The following is a 16,313-nucleotide window of genomic DNA, read 5'->3' on the forward strand; positions in this document are numbered from 1 at the left end:
GAACATGGGACAAGCGACCATTAGGCAGGAATTACATATCGAAGCATCAAAGGAGATCGTATGGAAGGCATGGACCGTTCCGTCCCGGGTTGAGGTTTGGTTTGCCCCTTCAGCCTTTATCGAACCTTTCGAGGGGGGCAGGTACGAGCTCTATTTCGACCCGGCAAACAAGGAACGAATGAGCACCAAGGAATGCAAAATTTTAACCCTTGAGGAACCCCGCAAGCTTGTTTTCGAATGGAAAGGACCCGACCCGTTTGCAAACATCATGAACATGCCCGGAGCTTTGACGGCGGTCGAGGTTCTGCTGGAACCCGCGGCCCGGGATTCCACCCTGGTCAAGCTGTGCCACTCCGGATGGGGAGACGAGCCTGAATGGCAGCAGGCAAAAGCATGGCATGTCGAGGCGTGGAAACAGGTGCTGGGCAGCTTAAAAACCGCCGTCGAGTCCGGTCAAGGCAATGTTTGCTGTATTTAGGCGGCAGATATTCTTTCTTCAAATGACAAAGAACCCTGAAGCTGCTTCAGGGTTCTTTGCCGCGAACGGGGGACGGAACCAAGATGGAATTCACGGCCTCCGCTTCAATTCAAAAGGAAGAAGCCATATCATTTCCGCCCCAGGGTCCGATCGATTCACGGCCGCTTTAAAACGGGGAACGTCCAGAATATGCACGGCGTATCTCAAAAAGATCCTCTTTTCCGCGTCTCCTCCTTCATGTTCCGTCAGGAGTTCCCCGTCCAGGTTTATTTTTTTCCTTACCTCAATCCTGACCTCGTCCGGGCGCGAAACCGCCACCCATACCGTTCTGCGCATGCCCCATAACATGAAAGCCGATGTTTCATAGGCTGCTATGCAGGCAAGCGCCGAATACAAGGTCCGCTCCCAGCCCATGACCGCGCCGGCCAAAACCAAAACGGCTGCATGGCACAACACAAGCGCGTGTTTCGGACTCAGCTTGGAGGACATAATGATCCGCGGCCGAATCTGGTCGCCATGTTCCAAACCGAGCGAATCCAAGAGTCCCCCCGATTTGACCGCGAGCCCGGCTCCGATTCCGAGGCAGAACCCGCCCGCCAGCGCCGCAATGACCGGTTCCCCGCTAACCGCGGGCAGAGGCGCAAACAGAAGGGCGGAGCCCGAAAAGGCAAGCAATCCCGGAAGCACGCTCCGAAACGCCGTTTTGCGCCCCAGAAACGAATACAAAAGCAGCAGCGGAAGGTTGAACAACAGCAACAATAAGCCGAATTGTTTTTCCGTATGAAAAGAAACGAGTGCCGAAATGCCCGTCATGCCGCCGGCGATCAGCTCGTGGGGATGCAGGAACAGTTCCAGGCCGGCCGAAGCGACAACGCCGCCGACGACGGATTGCAAAGCCGTTTTCCCGCCGAAACGGGCTTGAACGATATCCTTCGAACGCATCGTCTTCCCTCCTTTAAATATGGAAGCGTCACGACTAGATGTCACCGGGGCCGGTTAAAGCGATTCTTCCTTCGGAACCCGCCTGTCTTTGAATTTGAACCAACGGTTTAAAAACGCGAAAACTTGCGGGGATTGTTTGGTCAAAATCGGACCGAGTATCGCCAAAATCAAGACGTAAATCGCCGAAAACGGCTGCAAAATATCCATCAGCCCTCCATCCTTCCCCAAATTGGCCAGAATGATGGAAAACTCCCCTCTCGACAAAATGGTCAGTCCGATGTTCGCGGAGGCTTTCGGGGACAGATCCGCCGTTCGTCCGGCAAGCATCCCTGCGCTGAAATTCCCTGCAAACGTAATGACGACGGCCGCCAGCGCGAGCCAAATTGCGTTTCCTCCAAGCGACATCGGGTCGATGGATAGTCCGAAGCTGAAGAAAAAGACGGCTCCGAAAAAATCCCGGAACGGCATGATCAAATGCTCGATCCGTTTGGCATGCTCCGTTTCTGCAAGCACCAAACCGACCAGCAGCGCGCCGATCGCTTCCGCGACGTGGATCGTCTCGGAAAATCCGGCAATCAGGAACAACGCGCCGAAAATGACCAGGCCAAACAATTCGTTCGACCGGATTCGTAGCCACCTGTTCAGGAGCGGGACCGCTTTTCTTCCCAGAATAATAATCGTCAGCATAAATCCGAGCGATACGAGCGCGGACAACAACACGCCCCCAAGCGAAGTGGAATCGCTTAAAACGAAACCCGAAAGGATAGAGATATACACGGCAAGGAAAATGTCTTCAAACATAGTGATGCCAAGGATCATTTCCGTTTCCGGATTGGCCGTTCTTTTCAAATCAACCAATACTTTCGCCACGATGGCGCTGGATGAAATCGTTGTGATACCCGCAATCACCAGTGCCTCCGCCACAGGAAAACCGCCTAAAAAACCAAGCAGCAGTCCCAGCGTAAAATTGATGCCGATGTAAATCGAACCGCCGACCACGATCGATTTTCCCGATTTGACCAATCGTCCGACGGAAAATTCGAGCCCCAAGTAAAACAGCAGGAACAAAACGCCGATCCTTCCCATAAAGTCGATAAACGGCGCGCTGTCGATAAACCGGAAATCAAAATGCCACAGCTCCGTCGCATGGGGACCTACGGCCATGCCGATCAATATATAAAACGGAATGACGGAGAAGCGCAGCTTCGCCGAAATCAGTCCGCCAAGTGCGATAAGTCCGAGCGCCAAGCCGATTTCAAAGATCAAATGCTCCATCGAATCACCCGCTTCCGTTCATAAGAATTTGTTTGAACCGTTTCTGCTGCTCCCTTTCCCCGACCGCCACGACCGTGGCATCCGCCCTGAGCATCGCGTCGGGACCGGGATTGACCTGCTTTCCTTTGTTCTTGTCGATGAGCGCGATAACCGATGCGCCGGAATTTTGCCGGATATGAAGCTCGCCGATCGTTTTTCCGATGCATCCGAAGTGGGGTTCGATTCTGTACCATTCGATCGTAAGGTCGTCAAAAGCCATTTCCACGCTTTCCAGCTGCTTCGGCTTGTAGACCATCCCTCCGACCAGCGCGGCAAACTGCCGTGCTTCCTGGTCCTCAAACGTCGCCATCAGCCTGCTTTGATCGTAATCCTCCTGCGAAAAATGGTACAGCTCGCGCCTTCCGTCATCATGGATCACGATCACAATCCGGTCCCCGCTGGCCGTGTCCATCTGATATTTCATCCCGATTCCAGGCAAAATAGATTCACGAATTTCCATCATAAAATGGCCTCCTGAACGTTCGATATTTAGTTTGAGAAATTGTTCACATAATCTAAAACTGAGCAAAAAGTCTTGGATGCGTTCTTTTTTTTGCGCCGAAAACCGTTGCACGGTTACAGCCAAAAGAAACGCGCAAAACGTACATCATAAACGAATTGACGGCATGCGGAAATAAACCGTTCCAAGGAAGGCATTTTAAGCCACGTAATTCGAGGTAAATTTGACGGGTAATAGCAGAAGGTATCTTTTGCGGATTAATATGATCGGACTAAAAGGCGGACGGGGTTTAGGAAAACGCAGCAGCAACAGCAGCGGAATCACGAAAAGGACCGGCAGCGCCGATGCAAGCAGGATCAATCTTTGCAACAAGGAAGGATTTTTGCGGACGGCAGGTTTGGTTTGCGGATCGATTCGGCCATGAACCGCCTCGGTCTCGCCGTTATATGTCGGGGATACTTCCTCTTCAAAGGAAACGGGAAAGGTGAACATCTGAATGCAGCCAAGCAGAACGATCAACAGCATACGAAGTCTTTTTCCAAGTGCCTGCATCCAATCCCTCCCTCTTGTGAAAATTTCATATATATCGATTTTACCATAAAATCAGGCGCGGTTTCAAACAACCGGAACAAAAAACGCAACAATTTTCTAGCGGCTTGTCCGGACGGAGACGGCAAAAAACCAATGCCCCCGAACACAGGGTCATTGGTTTGCCGAATGGTTTGTTCATATTCAATTAAATCGTGACGCTATTCTGTTCATGGAATTCCTGTCCGTCCCGAACCTCCTGCACATAACCCGCACGGATCACGAAATCGCCAAAATGCTCGCCGGGCTCCCGTTCCTCCGCGTAACGGGCCAGGATCGGGCGGAGCGAATCGAGGATTTCCTTTTCCCCGATGTTTTCCTTGTACAGCTTGTTTAACCGGTCGCCGGCAAATCCGCCTCCTAAATACATGTTGTATTTGCCGGGCGCTTTGCCGATAAACGCCAGTTCGGCCAAAGCCGGACGGGCGCATCCATTCGGACAGCCGGTCATGCGGATGACGATCTCTTCTTCCCCAAGTCCCGTCTCCGAAAGGATCTCCTCGATTTTGCCAAGCAGCGTCGGCAGATAACGCTCGGATTCGGCCATGGCCAGCCCGCATGTCGGAAGGGCCACGCATGCCATGGAATTGCGGCGCAGCGCCGAAAAACGGACGCCGTCCATCAAGCGGTACTGCTCGATCAAAGCTTCGATTTTTTTCTTGCTTTGCGTTTTGACGTTTGCAATGATCAGGTTTTGGTTCGGCGTAATCCGAAAATCGCCGCTATGCACCTTGGCGATTTCACGAAGCCCCGTCATCAGCGGGTAGTCCTCCTCGTCTTTAACGCGCCCGTTTTGAATGAACAGCGTGAAATGCCAGCTGCCGCCGCTTCCTTTCACCCAGCCGTAACGGTCGCCGTTGCTGTCGAAGCGGAACGGTCTGGCCTCCTCCAGCTTCCAGCCAAGGCGTGAAGTCAGTTCATCCGTAAACCAGCCGATCCCCCGGTCATCGATCGTATACTTGAACCGGGCATGCTTCCGGACGGAACGGTCGCCGTAATCGCGTTGGATCGTGACCGTTTTTTCGGCCACCTCGATGACCTGCTCCGGCGTGCAGAAGCCGATGACTTTGGAAATTTGCGGGTAGGTTTTCGGATCGCCGTGCGTCATCCCCATGCCGCCGCCGACGGCAACGTTAAAACCTGCCAGGCGACCGTTCTCCACGATGGCGATCAGGCCGAGGTCCTGCGAAAAGACGTCCACGTCATTGGACGGCGGAACGGCGATGCCGATTTTGAATTTCCGCGGCAAATACACGCGCCCGTAAATCGGCTCCTGTTCTTCCTCGCTCTGGCTGGACACGACCTTTTCCCCGTCGAGCCATATTTCGTGATAGGCCGTCGTTTTCGGGTCGAGGTGGCGGCTGATGCGGCAGGCCCACTCATATACCTCTGCATGAAGGTCCGACTGGTGCGGGTTCGGATTGCACATAACGTTGCGGTTGACGTCGCCGCAGGCGGCAAGCGTCGTGAGCAGCGTTTCGTTGACGTCGCGGATCGTGTTTTTTAAATTCCATTTTAATATCCCGTGAAACTGGATCGATTGCCGCGTCGTTAGACGAATCGACCCGCTGGCATACTGCTGGGCGATCCGATCCAAAACGAGCCATTGCTCCGGCGTGACCACGCCGCCCGATGCCCGCACCCGCAGCATGAACTGGTATGCAGGTTCGAGCTTTTGCTTCTGGCGTTCGTTGCGCAAATCCCGGTCATCCTGCATATAGCTGCCATGATGCTTCATCAGGCGGTTATCGTCCTCGGGGATCGATCCGGTGATCGGATCCTTTAACGTTTCGGTCAGGCTGCCCCGCAAATAGTTGCTGCGGCGTTTAATATCTTCCACGTCGCTGTGCGGGGCGCTGTTCTTCGACAACAGATTGTTTTCAGACATGTATCTCGCATCTCCTCTCGTCTAGAACGCTCGCTTGCAGGAGCCAATACGGCTCCCTTTTAATAAACGTCCCGCTGATAACGCTTCTCCTGCTGCATCCGAAGCAAATAATCCGCCGCTTCTTCCGCGCTCAGGCCGCCTTCCTGCTCCAGAATGGCCGCCAAGGTGGCGTGGACGTCATGGGCCATTTTCTTTTCGTCGCCGCACACGTATACGTATGCCCCCTCTTGAAGCCATTCGTAAAGCTCCTTGCTTTTTTCGAGCATGCGGTGCTGCACATATACTTTTTGATCGGTGTCCCTCGAAAAAGCAACGTCCATCCGGGTAAGCACGCCGTCCTTCAGCCAGCGCTGCCACTCGATTTGGTAAAGGAAGTCCGTTGCGAAATGCTGATCGCCGTAAAAGAGCCAGGATTTCCCCTCGCTCCCGGTTTCCTCGCGCTCGCTCAAAAACGCGCGGAACGGGGCTACGCCCGTGCCGGGTCCGATCATAATGACGGACGCGTCCGGATTCGCCGGCAGCTTGAAATTCGGGTTATGCTGAATGTACACCGGCAACGTATCACCGGGCTGAAGCCTGTCGGCAAGCTGCGTCGAGCACACGCCGTACCGGTTGCGCCCATGCGCCTCGTATTGAACGGCCCGAACCGTGATATGCACCTCGTCCGGCGTTGCCTTCGAGCTGCTGGAGATGGAATACAGCCGCGCCGGCAGCTTGCGCAAAACGCTCGTGAAGCTAGCGGCAGGAATGCCCTTCAGCTGAAAATCCTGCACGAGATCAAGCAGATCTCTTTCTTCAATATATTCTTTCAGCTTTTGCTCCTGTCCCGGTTCTACAAGTTCCTTCAGCCCCGGACTGGCAGCGATCTCTGCAAATTGTTTGATCAGCGGTTTTGTCAGCACCGTAATTTCGTAGTGGCGCAGAAGCGCTTTCCGCAATGCAAGCAAATCCCCTTGTTTGTTGATCGTGATCGATTCCTCCGGGTTCCAGTCCATGGCAGCGATGAGGTCATCAACCAGCTGAGGATGGTTTTCCGGATAAATGCCGAGGCTGTCGCCCGGTTCATATTGAAGCCCGGATCCTTCCAGCGAAATTTCCAAATGCCGGGTTTCGCGGTCTGATCCGCGTCCGTTGAGATTAAGGTTCTCAAGAATTTCGGCATGGAACGGATTCGTTCTCGAGAATTCCGATTCGGTTTCGTTTGAGGCCGTACCTCCGACGGATGAAACCGCCGCAGCGGCCTGGGCGCTTCCTTCGCCCAATTTGCGCGTGACGTCTTCGATCCACTCGGCTGCCGGTTCGTCGAAGTCCACGTCGCAGTCGACGCGCGGGACGATTCTGGTCGCGCCAAGCTCTTCCAGGCGTTGATCGAAATCTTTCCCCGTCTGGCAAAAAAATTCATACGACGTGTCGCCGAGCGCAAGAACGGAAAACGAGACGCCGTCCAGTTTCGGAGCGCGCTTGCCAAGCAAAAATTCATGGAAGGAAATCGCGTTGTCCGGCGGCTCTCCTTCACCGTGCGTGCTGACCAAGATCAGAAGGTTTTGAATCTTTTTCAGGTTCGCCGGCTTGAAATCGCTCATGGATGAGAGCGTGACAACGGCTCCCTGTTCGGTCAGCTTTTTGGATAACTTTTTCGCTAGTCCGCTGCAATTGCCTGTTTGCGAACCAAAAAGGATGGTCACTTCCCTGGCGGTAGACGACACCGCTGCAGCAGGCGTCCCCGCCTGCGGCTGTGCCGCCGTCGCGATGCCTCCCGTGCTCTGCAGCGCCGTCAAATAACCGCTCAGCCAGCTGGCCTGCGCTCCGGTAAGCGTCGGCAGCAGCCGGTTCAATAGATCTGTCTGCTCCTGATTAAAAGGACTGTTTGATACTTGAAGCTCCAACCCTATCCCACCTCGCGTCATTATGCTGAATAATTCCGAGTAAGTCTATCCACTTAATATCATACTTCCTTGAATCTATCACAGCCCGCGCATGAGGTCAACGAAGAATTTTCTGTTTTTTCCCAAAAATGACGGGATTATGACCCGGCCATTTTGTGACCTGATCCCAAACAAAAAAGACAGCCGCAAGATCGGCTGCCAGGTTATAGTGAACATTCCATTTCCTAAGAAACGGCTTCTTTTGTTGTACAAATGCAAAGAGAATGCCCTCTGCCATTTTCATAGCTATTTGAACACCCTCTTAGCGCTAATGGCGGGAGATAGCCGCTCCTTATGGGCTTATAGCGGTATGCGGCGGGTTGTGGAAATGTGAGGGTGCCCAGCAGCCATTATACGGCGTTTGGGACACCCTCCTCCAAGCATATGACAGTCCAATGATCGGCTGTCTTCTTATTTCCCGTGAATTAACGAATGACAGAACAGGCGATCCGCGCCCCGGAATTACCGGACGGGTCGGTCACGTAATCATCCGCTTTTTCGTGGATCATGAGCGCCGTGCCGCCGGATTTCAAAAGCGAGTTCGGCGCGTCCTTTTTCAGCGTCACCGTTTTGCTCTCCAGGTCGGCAACAACGCTTCCGTCTTCCTTGACATGGATGTTAAGCAGGTCGCCGGCGTGGAACCCTTTCGGATTTTTGAATCCATGCTGTTTGCCTTGCGGATTGAAATGCGCTCCTGCACTCATGAAGTCCGGCGGATCGCATTTGCCGGTTTCATGGAAGTGGATTCCATGCTCGCCCGGGGGCAGATTTTTTGCTTCGATGTGAATGTGAACCGCATCCGCTTTTTGCGTGATCACCGCCGTGCCTACTTCTGCCCCTTTGGAATCGATGATTTTTGTGTTGACTTGCATTTCTTCCGATTTCGCCCATGCGGACGGGCTCATCGGCGCAGCCCCGAATACGAGTGCGCAAAGTACGCTCAGGCAGATCGCTTGTTTTTTCATTGTGCCTATTCTTCCTCCTGTAGATGTGTTTCGGTACCTTTTCACAGGTTGTCCTTTTTACAGGAAAAAGATAACACCGAACCGGCAAAAAATGGCGGCGGACGTTTCCGGGATCACAGCCCCGCATTTTCTGTTTGAGCGGGTTTTGTCTCAGGGAGAATGCGGAACAACACGATATACAAAACGACGCTTGCCAGCGTACAGAAAAAGATGAATCCGAATACTCCAAGCGGCGGCAGCCAGGTCGAAAGGAAGATGGTTACCGGAGCGATAAACCGGCCCAAGGAATATTGGAGGTTGGAAGCTCCCATGTACTGACCCCTGGCGTTCGCCGGCGCGTATTTGCTGACGAAGCTTTCCGTGACGGGAGAACGGGAAACCTCGCCGATCGTCATGACCGTAATGAAAACGAGAAGCAGCCATACGTTTGTCGTAAAGCCCATGAGAAACATCCCGAGTCCAAACAGCGCCGAGGACAAAATAAACACGTTCCGGTCGTTCCAATGCTCGAACAGTTTCGTAACCGGAAGCGCGCAAAGCACGAACAGCAATCCGTTAAGCCCGATCATCCATCCGAAAATTCCGGTGCTGCTCAAGGAAAACGACCAGTTCCCGAAGGAAAGCAGCGGCTGCGCCGGCACGTATTCCTTGACGTAAACCGCGAGATACATATCCAGCTGCATAAAGGCGATGGTCACCATAATCCCTGCAATGATATAAACGGCGAAGGGCGGATCCTTGAAAATAAGGCCGTAATTGCGGAACTGCCGTATGATCAGCGACCCCATGCTTCCCTTCTCCTGAGCGGGCCCCGCCGATGCCGGCAGCGTTTCGCGGATTTTCCAATAGATCGCCAAAAAGTACAAAAACGTAACGAGCGTGCAGGTCCACAGCAATTCCGTCCGGTAGTTGATGAAAAAAATCGACCCCAGCGCCGGTCCGAAAACCGCCCCGAGATTTCGGCCGGTCACGAACGTCGCAAACACCATTCTCCGGTCCTTCTCCGGCGTAACGTCCGCGACCATCGCCGAGCTTGCCGGCGTAAAAATCGAACTTCCGACGCCCACCCCGATATACGCTATATAATCGAGCCAGCGGGAGGGAGACAAGGCAAAAATGGCGAACATCACGGATTGAAGGATCGAACCCAAAAGCATCGCGGGGCGCCGGCCCAGCCGATCGGCCAAAAAACCACCGAACAGCCCGGCGAACAGCCCGACGAGCGGCGGCACCATCATAAGCATGCTCGCGACGGATTTGCCGAAAGCTCCGCTGAAATAAAGCGTCATGAAAGGGAAATACATCCAGAACAGCATGTTGAACAGGGAATCCCCGATCAGCCTGATCTTCAGGTTGAGGTCCCATTTGAACCAAAGCATCGAAATTGTCCTCCTGAATCAACGAATTGGAGTGAGATGTTGGGAAAAAAGGAAGGAGTTTAAATATACCATAAATTCTCAGGATGACAAGAAAATTTCGCGAAAATCCGAACGGGCGCAAAAAAAAAACAGTCCGCCAAGCCTGATACGGTCAGGCTGCGGACTGCAGCTTCGGACACCGGAAATTATCCGATATCCGGAATATGGATTTCGACTTCCCTTTTCGTTTCCGAGGAACGCAAAATGCCGTCCAAAATCGCCTGATTGCGCAAAATCTGCTCCCCCGGAATCGGAGCCGGCCCTCCTTCGCGGAGCGCGCGGACGAAGTCCTTGATTTTTTCTTCGAAAACGCTTAATTGATGATCGATCAGCGGAATGATGCTTTCCGTATGATGGTCCTGGATATCGTGGAAAATGGAAACCGCGCCGACGTTGCCGTCCCAAACGCCTCCCCATGGTCCCTTGCTGCCGGGGAGCACTTTCATGCCCGCGTCGGTGCCGAGGAACATCGTCGCTCCGAGCGTGTCCATATGCATCGCCCAGGACGTTTTGAAGTTCAGCACAAGATCGTTTTCGAATCGGACGATCGCGACGCCGAAGTCCTCCACGTCGAAATGGGCCGCTTCCGGATGATATTTCGGGTTCGTGCCGAAATAATTCGAAGTGTATGCCGAAACCGTCAACGGCTTAGGATACCCCAGCGTATTCAAAGCCAGATCCAGCGAATAGCACCCGATGTCGGCCATCGCCCCCGCTCCGGCGATATCTTGGCGGATAAACGTTCCTCCAGGCATGCCGCGGCGGCGTCCTCCGCCGGTTTCTACATAATATACTTTGCCAAGCTGGCCTTTTTGCACCAGATCCTTGATCAGGCTCATATTCGGGTCATAACGCGGCTGAAAGCCGATGTTCAACATTTTGGCGGTCTGCTTCGAGACTTGCACCATTTCGACGGCCTGCTCGAGCGTCACCGACATCGGCTTTTCCAGCATGACATGTTTGCCGGCGCGCAGCGAATCGATCGTCGTCTGATAATGCGCCACGTTCGGCGTGCAGATGCTGACTCCGTCAAGCTCCATCTCCAGCATTTGCCGGTGGTCGTCAAAACCTTTGGCCTGCTGCAAATCCCAGCGTTTGATAAATTCATCCGCCCGTCCCGGCAAAATGTCGGCCACGCCGACGATTTCCACATCCTCGATGCGTTTATAAGCGCGGACATGCTCGCCGGCAATGCCGCCGCTTCCGATAATCCCTATCCGAAAAGTCTTTCTCACGAAAGCCATCCCCCTATAATTTTGCGTGTAAGACCCGATATTCCGTCGGTGTCATTCCGAACCTTTTTTTGAACACGGTATGCAAATAGCTGCCGCTTGAAAAACCCTCGAGCCCGGCAATGACGTCGATCGGTTCTTTCGTTTCCGCCAGCCTGCGGCATACGGCCTTGAGACGAATGTCCTCCAAAATTTCGCTGAACGAACGCCCGTCGCCGAGGTCCTTAATAATCCGCTGCAGCTGTCTGCTGCTGACATGCAGCTTGTCGGCCACGTCTTCCAAAACGATCTCTCCCGCCGAATTGGCTTCGATATACTCCATGGCGAGCTGGAAGCGGTAAGCCTTCATATCCCTTGCGGGCAGCAGCGCCTCCATCGGTTCCGTTTCATAGGCTCTGGCCGCCCGCAGCAAAATTTGTATGACGCTGTGTTTAATGGTGGTGTAAAGCCCGGCATATTTCATGTGCGCAGCCTGATAGGCTTCCAGAAAATAAGGCATCGCCCGATGAACGTCCATCACGGGTTTCAGCGGCAATGCTTTCAATTTTTCCATGCAGTCCTGGGCTTCGGCAATTTCCCAAGGGTCGGCGGCATGGCGGGTCCGTCTGCCCTGGCCTTTTTCTTTTTCGGCAAGGTTGACGATATCGACGTGAAGGCAGAGCTCATCCATCGCCTCGCCGGCATCGGCCTCCTGGTAATGCATCACGCCCGGACCGGTCAAATAAAACATGCCTTCCCGCAGGTGGAACGGCTCCTGTTCCAGGATCACCATTCCTTTGCCGCGCGGGATAAAATGAAACTCGTATTCGGCGTGCTTATGAAAGGATACCATTTTCCCTGCGGGAAACGTAATGAGGTGAAAACGCAACACGCGAATCTCATAGTTTCCCCAGTATACTTTCAGGTCAAGCCGCTCCAGAGCGTCCGGTCGCTCCGTCATCATGTCGTACGGAAAGTTGTTCATCATGCAGTACAATCCTTGATTCCATCTGTATTATTTCGGCACCTGAAATCAAGCCTGGAGATCGGAAATACGGATGCCGCGATGCTCGCGCGCCGATTGATTCGCCGCTTCCATCAGCTTCGTCAGTTCAAGGGCGAACATCAAGTTTTCATCGGCTGTCGTATCGTTTTGGATATGGGAAACCCATTGCTGGAACGCGCTTTCACGCGGCCCCGGCACCGGAAGCTCAACCCAGCCGTTTTGGTACTCTTCCTTCCGGGTTGTGCGGATCAGCAGCTTTTCGTCCGGCGTACCGTACAGCAGCGTGCCGTCCGTGCCGTGGACTTCGATGCAGAACGGCGAGAAGCTGTTCACGAAACCCGCTTCCACGATCCCGATCGCGCCCGATGGCGTGGAGAGCGTCGCAACGGCATTGTCTTCGACTTCTTTGCCCGTAACGTAGCCGTATTCCGCTTTAACTTCAACCGGCTCCTGCTGCAGGAACAGGCGGGTTAAATACATCGGATGGCAACCCAGGTCAATGAGCGCTCCGCCGAAGGTATCTTCCAGCTTATAAAAATGGTCCGGCAACCAGCCTGCAGTAGCCCCGTTGTGGGACAGGCGAACGCGTACCAAGGTTATTTTTCCGAGCAGCTCCTGATCGAGTATGTCGCGGATCGCGAGCGTATACCCGTCGTTCAATCTTGGCAGCGACACGGTCAGCTTCACGTTATGGCGCTTAACCGCCTCCAAAATCTCGTTTGCTTCATGCAGCGTCGGCGCCAGCACTTTCTCCGTAAAAATATGCTTGCCCGCGGCTGCCGCCTTCAGCATCACTTCGCGGTGCATCCGCGTCGGAGCGTCCACGATCACGCCTTCGATATCGTCTCGTGACAGCATTTCATCAAGCGATTCGTAAAACGCCACGCCTTGCTTGTCTGCGGCTTCCCGGCCGCGCTGCGGATTTTCATCCCATACCGCAACGATTTCCGTATCCGGATGTTCCCCGGCTTGTTTCGTATAATCCCATGCATGTACGTGCCAATAGCTAATTTTACCTATTTTAATCATGTTAGGCCACCCCAATGTTTAATTTAAGGACATCTTGCCATTAATCTATCACAGGAAATATGGATAAAACAGTGTAACATTGCGACAATCAGGTTCAATATTGCGACAGCCGCCAAGCGGCGCGAAGATAAAAAGCCCACTCTCTCTTTGAAAAGGGTGAGCTTTTGCTATAGACCTATTTAAAATATACCGTTTTGCCCGTCCGCGCGGATTCGTAGATCGCTTCCAGCACCTCGGTCACGACAAGCGCCTGTTCCGGTTTCACCATCGGCTCCGTATCGTTCAAAATGCTGTCGATCCACAGTCTGCATTCTCTTGCGGCCTGGCTTTCGGATTTGCCGTCGAAATAGGCGACGCCGCCCGTGTTCAGCTCCGGCAGCTTGGTGTACAGATTGCCGAGCTCTTCGCCGTTGATCCGCAGCCCGTCGCGCATGTCCGCGCCCGCTTCGGTTCCGCACAGCGTCGCCTTGGCTTCGCCGACGTCCAGCGTGTTCAGCGCCCAGCTCGATTCCAGGATCACGGTCGCCCCGTTTTCCATCGTGATGAATCCAAACGCCGAATCTTCGACGGTGAACTGCTCCGGATCCCATGGTCCGAACGCATTTGCGGCGTCCTTTTTGCCGCCGAGCTTGTGGTACACGTTGCCGACGACGCTTTTCACCTTATAGTTGTCCATCAGCCACAGCGTCAAATCGAGCGCATGCGTCCCGATATCGATCAATGGCCCGCCGCCCTGCTCTTCTTCGTTCAGGAACACGCCCCATGTCGGCACGGCGCGTCTGCGGATGGCATGCGCCTTCGCGAAATAGACGTCGCCCAGATCGCCGCGTTCGGCGATTTTTTTGAGCAGCAGCGAATCCGGACGATAACGGTTGTCATAGCCGATCGTCAGCTTTTTGCCCGTGCGCTTGGCCGTCTCCAACATCGCTCTCGCTTCCTCGGAAGTTTTCGCCATCGGCTTTTCGCACATGACGTGTTTGCCGGCTTCCAAAGCGTCGATCGTAATGAACGAGTGCGACTTGTTCGGCGTGCACACATGGACCACATCGATGCTTTCGTCCTTTAACAGCTCTTTGTAATCCGTATAGATCGCGATATCTTCCCTGCCGATTTTTTTCGCGGATTCGATCGCCCGTTCTTCGATGATGTCGCAAAACGCGACCAGCTCCACGTTTTCGTTTGCGTTCAAATTCGGGATATGTTTGCCGTTTGCGATGCCGCCGCAGCCGATCACGCCGACGCGCAGCGTTTTTTGTTCTTTAGCCGCCATAACCTGTAATCATCTCCTTGGATACATAATTTATAATATTTGTCGAAGATATTCGAGACTCGCCTTGATGCTGTCCAGCTGCGGAATGTCGAACTCTTCCTGCTCCACCGTGTACCATTGAACGCCGTAACGTTTGCCTGCCTCGGCGATCGCCTTAAAATCCATGATGCCGGAGCCGATTTCCGTATTCCGCTTGTCCTGCCCGCTATTCATATCTTTGATATGCAAAACCGCGCAGCGCTCTTTCAGCGATTCGATCCAATCGACGGAACGGAAACCCGCATATTCCGCCCAATATGTATCGAGTTCAAAAAACAAGTGTTCGGGATCCGTATGCCGGGCGAGCAGCTCGATGCCGGTCAGTCCGTCAAACTTCTCGAATTCGACCGCATGGTTGTGGTAACCGAAACGAAGTCCGTTTTCCTTGCAGCGCTCCCCGATCCGGTTGAACGATTCCGCCGTTCGTTTATAGCTGTCGGCGCTGTTTCGCATCTCTTCCGGAATGCCGGGGCAAATAATGTAAGGGCTGTCAATCGCAAGCGAATACTCGATCATCCGGTCCAGCTCAAGCTGTAGTTCCGAGATGCCGATATGGCTTCCGGCCGCCCGGAGTCCGTGAGCGTCAAGCGTTTTTTTCAGGTCCGCCGCGGACGTTCCGAAATAACCCGCAAATTCGACGCCGTCGTAGCCAATTTCCGCCACTTTGGCAAGCGTTCCCAAAAAGTCGGTGCTCGTCAATTCTTTAATCGAATACAGTTGAAGTGCCACATTTTCCACCGCAATGCCTCCTCCTGTGTTTCAAGTCAAAGTAAGGATACCAAAATCGTCCGATCCGTAATACAATGAACCTATTCAAAAATATAAAATTTTTGTCATGGTACAAAAGAGGTGCGTTAAACCGATGACCGAGCCGTATTTCGAATCCAACCGCGCCGCCGCGGGTTCCATCCAATATCCATACGAAAGCATGATCCATTCCGGCAACGGCGGACGCGTCGTCGTGGATCCCCATTGGCATCTTTATATCGAAATTTTATATTTCCTCTCCGGCAGGGCCAAAGTGTTTCTGGGCGGGGAAAGCCATCAGCTTGAACCCGGAGATCTGGTTTTGATTCATTCGCATGAAACCCATTCGATCTATTCCATGGACGATAGGGTTTCGTACATCGTCGTCAAATTCGACCCGGAAATTTTGTATTCGACGTCCCGCACCTTTCTGGAATCGAAGTACATCCTCCCCTTTACCCTTGCGGATGCGGGAGGTCAGCGGGTGTTTACGGCGGACGAGATCGACGATACGCCGATCCCCGGCCTGATCAGGGAAATCTACGAAGAATTCAATTCCAAAGGTTTCGGCTTTGAGCTGGCGGTCCGTACCTTGATCTGCCGCGTTTTTCTGTGGTTTCTTCGCCGGACGCATCATCAGCAATGGGGTTGGGAAGTTTCCCGTTCTCTGAATGACAGCGATTACCGGATGCTTCAGCAGGTTTTCGAATACATCGACTACAACTATATGAACGACATCAACGCGCAAACGGCGGCCAAGCTCTGCAACATGAGCTACAGCTATTTTTCGAGGCGCTTCAAAGCGATCATGGGCAAAACTTTCACCAATTATCTCAGTTATATCCGGATCACCGAAGCGGAAAAGCTGCTGCTCACGACGGATATGAGCATGACGGACATTGCGCTTGAGGTCGGCTTTTCCAGCTCCAGCTATTTTATTCAGCAGTTCCGGCATTACAAAAACATTTCGCCCCACCAGTTCCGCAAAAAAGGAAAAGCCTGACCCATAAGAGGATCAGGCTTTTCCGCGTTT

Annotated in this window: 16 protein-coding genes; 2 read left to right on the plus strand and 14 right to left on the minus strand. The window is 53.4% G+C overall.

Features of this window, described 5'->3' with window-relative positions; translation table 11 throughout:
• The first annotated feature begins 4 nt into the window (after positions 1–4).
• Complete coding sequence (locus RJP21_RS15000) at positions 5–478, plus strand: SRPBCC family protein (protein WP_310859975.1); 474 nt, start codon at positions 5–7, stop codon at positions 476–478.
• Between the two features lie 90 nt (positions 479–568).
• Here the strand turns inward: RJP21_RS15000 and RJP21_RS15005 are convergent, their stop codons facing one another.
• The 14 genes from RJP21_RS15005 to RJP21_RS15070 form a co-directional block, all read right to left on the minus strand.
• Positions 569–1,420: a YitT family protein gene (locus RJP21_RS15005; protein WP_310859976.1), complete on the minus strand. Its 852-nt coding sequence runs from the start codon at positions 1,418–1,420 to the stop codon at positions 569–571.
• Positions 1,421–1,474: 54 nt separating this feature from the next.
• A complete protein-coding gene (locus RJP21_RS15010; RefSeq protein WP_310859977.1) occupies positions 1,475–2,695 on the minus strand; it encodes a cation:proton antiporter in 1,221 nt (406 codons plus the stop codon).
• A gap of 4 nt (positions 2,696–2,699) precedes the next feature.
• Positions 2,700–3,194 carry a cation:proton antiporter regulatory subunit gene (locus RJP21_RS15015; protein ID WP_310860268.1) on the minus strand — a complete coding sequence of 165 codons (495 nt, stop codon included), beginning with the start codon at positions 3,192–3,194 and terminating at the stop codon, positions 2,700–2,702.
• 198 nt (positions 3,195–3,392) lie between these two features.
• On the minus strand, positions 3,393–3,746 hold the full coding sequence (locus tag RJP21_RS15020; protein WP_310859978.1) for a hypothetical protein: 354 nt from the start codon (positions 3,744–3,746) through the stop codon (positions 3,393–3,395).
• Between the two features lie 184 nt (positions 3,747–3,930).
• Entirely contained in the window at positions 3,931–5,670 is a 1,740-nt protein-coding gene (gene cysI / locus RJP21_RS15025; protein ID WP_160038300.1) for an assimilatory sulfite reductase (NADPH) hemoprotein subunit, read from the minus strand.
• A 59-nt stretch (positions 5,671–5,729) separates the two neighbouring features.
• A complete protein-coding gene (locus tag RJP21_RS15030; RefSeq protein WP_310859979.1) occupies positions 5,730–7,556 on the minus strand; it encodes an assimilatory sulfite reductase (NADPH) flavoprotein subunit in 1,827 nt (608 codons plus the stop codon).
• A gap of 97 nt (positions 7,557–7,653) precedes the next feature.
• Positions 7,654–7,839, minus strand: a complete 186-nt coding sequence (locus RJP21_RS15035) for a hypothetical protein (RefSeq protein WP_310859980.1) — start codon at positions 7,837–7,839, stop codon at positions 7,654–7,656.
• Between the two features lie 181 nt (positions 7,840–8,020).
• Entirely contained in the window at positions 8,021–8,560 is a 540-nt protein-coding gene (locus tag RJP21_RS15040; RefSeq protein ID WP_310859981.1) for a superoxide dismutase family protein, read from the minus strand.
• 113 nt (positions 8,561–8,673) lie between these two features.
• Positions 8,674–9,939, minus strand: a complete 1,266-nt coding sequence (locus tag RJP21_RS15045) for an MDR family MFS transporter (protein WP_310859982.1) — start codon at positions 9,937–9,939, stop codon at positions 8,674–8,676.
• 185 nt (positions 9,940–10,124) lie between these two features.
• Positions 10,125–11,213 carry a Gfo/Idh/MocA family protein gene (locus RJP21_RS15050; RefSeq protein ID WP_310859983.1) on the minus strand — a complete coding sequence of 363 codons (1,089 nt, stop codon included), beginning with the start codon at positions 11,211–11,213 and terminating at the stop codon, positions 10,125–10,127.
• 13 nt (positions 11,214–11,226) lie between these two features.
• Positions 11,227–12,177, minus strand: coding sequence for a helix-turn-helix transcriptional regulator (locus RJP21_RS15055; protein ID WP_310859984.1), 951 nt, complete (start codon positions 12,175–12,177; stop codon positions 11,227–11,229).
• A gap of 45 nt (positions 12,178–12,222) precedes the next feature.
• Positions 12,223–13,224 (minus strand): Gfo/Idh/MocA family protein, encoded by a 1,002-nt coding sequence (locus RJP21_RS15060; RefSeq protein ID WP_310859985.1) that lies wholly within the window; start codon positions 13,222–13,224, stop codon positions 12,223–12,225.
• Between the two features lie 175 nt (positions 13,225–13,399).
• A complete protein-coding gene (locus RJP21_RS15065; RefSeq protein WP_160038286.1) occupies positions 13,400–14,494 on the minus strand; it encodes a Gfo/Idh/MocA family protein in 1,095 nt (364 codons plus the stop codon).
• Between the two features lie 30 nt (positions 14,495–14,524).
• Positions 14,525–15,271 (minus strand): sugar phosphate isomerase/epimerase family protein, encoded by a 747-nt coding sequence (locus RJP21_RS15070; protein WP_310859986.1) that lies wholly within the window; start codon positions 15,269–15,271, stop codon positions 14,525–14,527.
• Positions 15,272–15,395: 124 nt separating this feature from the next.
• Here RJP21_RS15070 and RJP21_RS15075 point away from each other — a divergent pair, with 124 nt between their 5' ends.
• Positions 15,396–16,283: a helix-turn-helix transcriptional regulator gene (locus tag RJP21_RS15075; protein WP_310859987.1), complete on the plus strand. Its 888-nt coding sequence runs from the start codon at positions 15,396–15,398 to the stop codon at positions 16,281–16,283.
• Positions 16,284–16,313: the final 30 nt, after the last annotated feature.

Origin of the sequence: Paenibacillus sp. VCA1 (genome assembly GCF_031583795.1) — a bacterium.
Classification (GTDB): domain Bacteria; phylum Bacillota; class Bacilli; order Paenibacillales; family Paenibacillaceae; genus Paenibacillus_AQ; species Paenibacillus_AQ albilobatus.

What these genes read in the sequence shown, in the direction of transcription:
- RJP21_RS15000 (WP_310859975.1), top strand. Translation starts at nt 5, where the DNA reads ATGGGACAAGCGACCATTAGGCAGGAATTACATATCGAAGCATCAAAG.
- RJP21_RS15005 (WP_310859976.1), bottom strand. Translation starts at nt 1,420, where the DNA reads ATGCGTTCGAAGGATATCGTTCAAGCCCGTTTCGGCGGGAAAACGGCT.
- RJP21_RS15010 (WP_310859977.1), bottom strand. Translation starts at nt 2,695, where the DNA reads ATGGAGCATTTGATCTTTGAAATCGGCTTGGCGCTCGGACTTATCGCA.
- RJP21_RS15015 (WP_310860268.1), bottom strand. Translation starts at nt 3,194, where the DNA reads ATGGAAATTCGTGAATCTATTTTGCCTGGAATCGGGATGAAATATCAG.
- RJP21_RS15020 (WP_310859978.1), bottom strand. Translation starts at nt 3,746, where the DNA reads ATGCAGGCACTTGGAAAAAGACTTCGTATGCTGTTGATCGTTCTGCTT.
- cysI (WP_160038300.1), bottom strand. Translation starts at nt 5,670, where the DNA reads ATGTCTGAAAACAATCTGTTGTCGAAGAACAGCGCCCCGCACAGCGAC.
- RJP21_RS15035 (WP_310859980.1), bottom strand. Translation starts at nt 7,839, where the DNA reads ATGAAAATGGCAGAGGGCATTCTCTTTGCATTTGTACAACAAAAGAAG.
- RJP21_RS15040 (WP_310859981.1), bottom strand. Translation starts at nt 8,560, where the DNA reads ATGAAAAAACAAGCGATCTGCCTGAGCGTACTTTGCGCACTCGTATTC.
- RJP21_RS15045 (WP_310859982.1), bottom strand. Translation starts at nt 9,939, where the DNA reads ATGCTTTGGTTCAAATGGGACCTCAACCTGAAGATCAGGCTGATCGGG.
- RJP21_RS15055 (WP_310859984.1), bottom strand. Translation starts at nt 12,177, where the DNA reads ATGATGAACAACTTTCCGTACGACATGATGACGGAGCGACCGGACGCT.
- RJP21_RS15060 (WP_310859985.1), bottom strand. Translation starts at nt 13,224, where the DNA reads ATGATTAAAATAGGTAAAATTAGCTATTGGCACGTACATGCATGGGAT.
- RJP21_RS15065 (WP_160038286.1), bottom strand. Translation starts at nt 14,494, where the DNA reads ATGGCGGCTAAAGAACAAAAAACGCTGCGCGTCGGCGTGATCGGCTGC.
- RJP21_RS15075 (WP_310859987.1), top strand. Translation starts at nt 15,396, where the DNA reads ATGACCGAGCCGTATTTCGAATCCAACCGCGCCGCCGCGGGTTCCATC.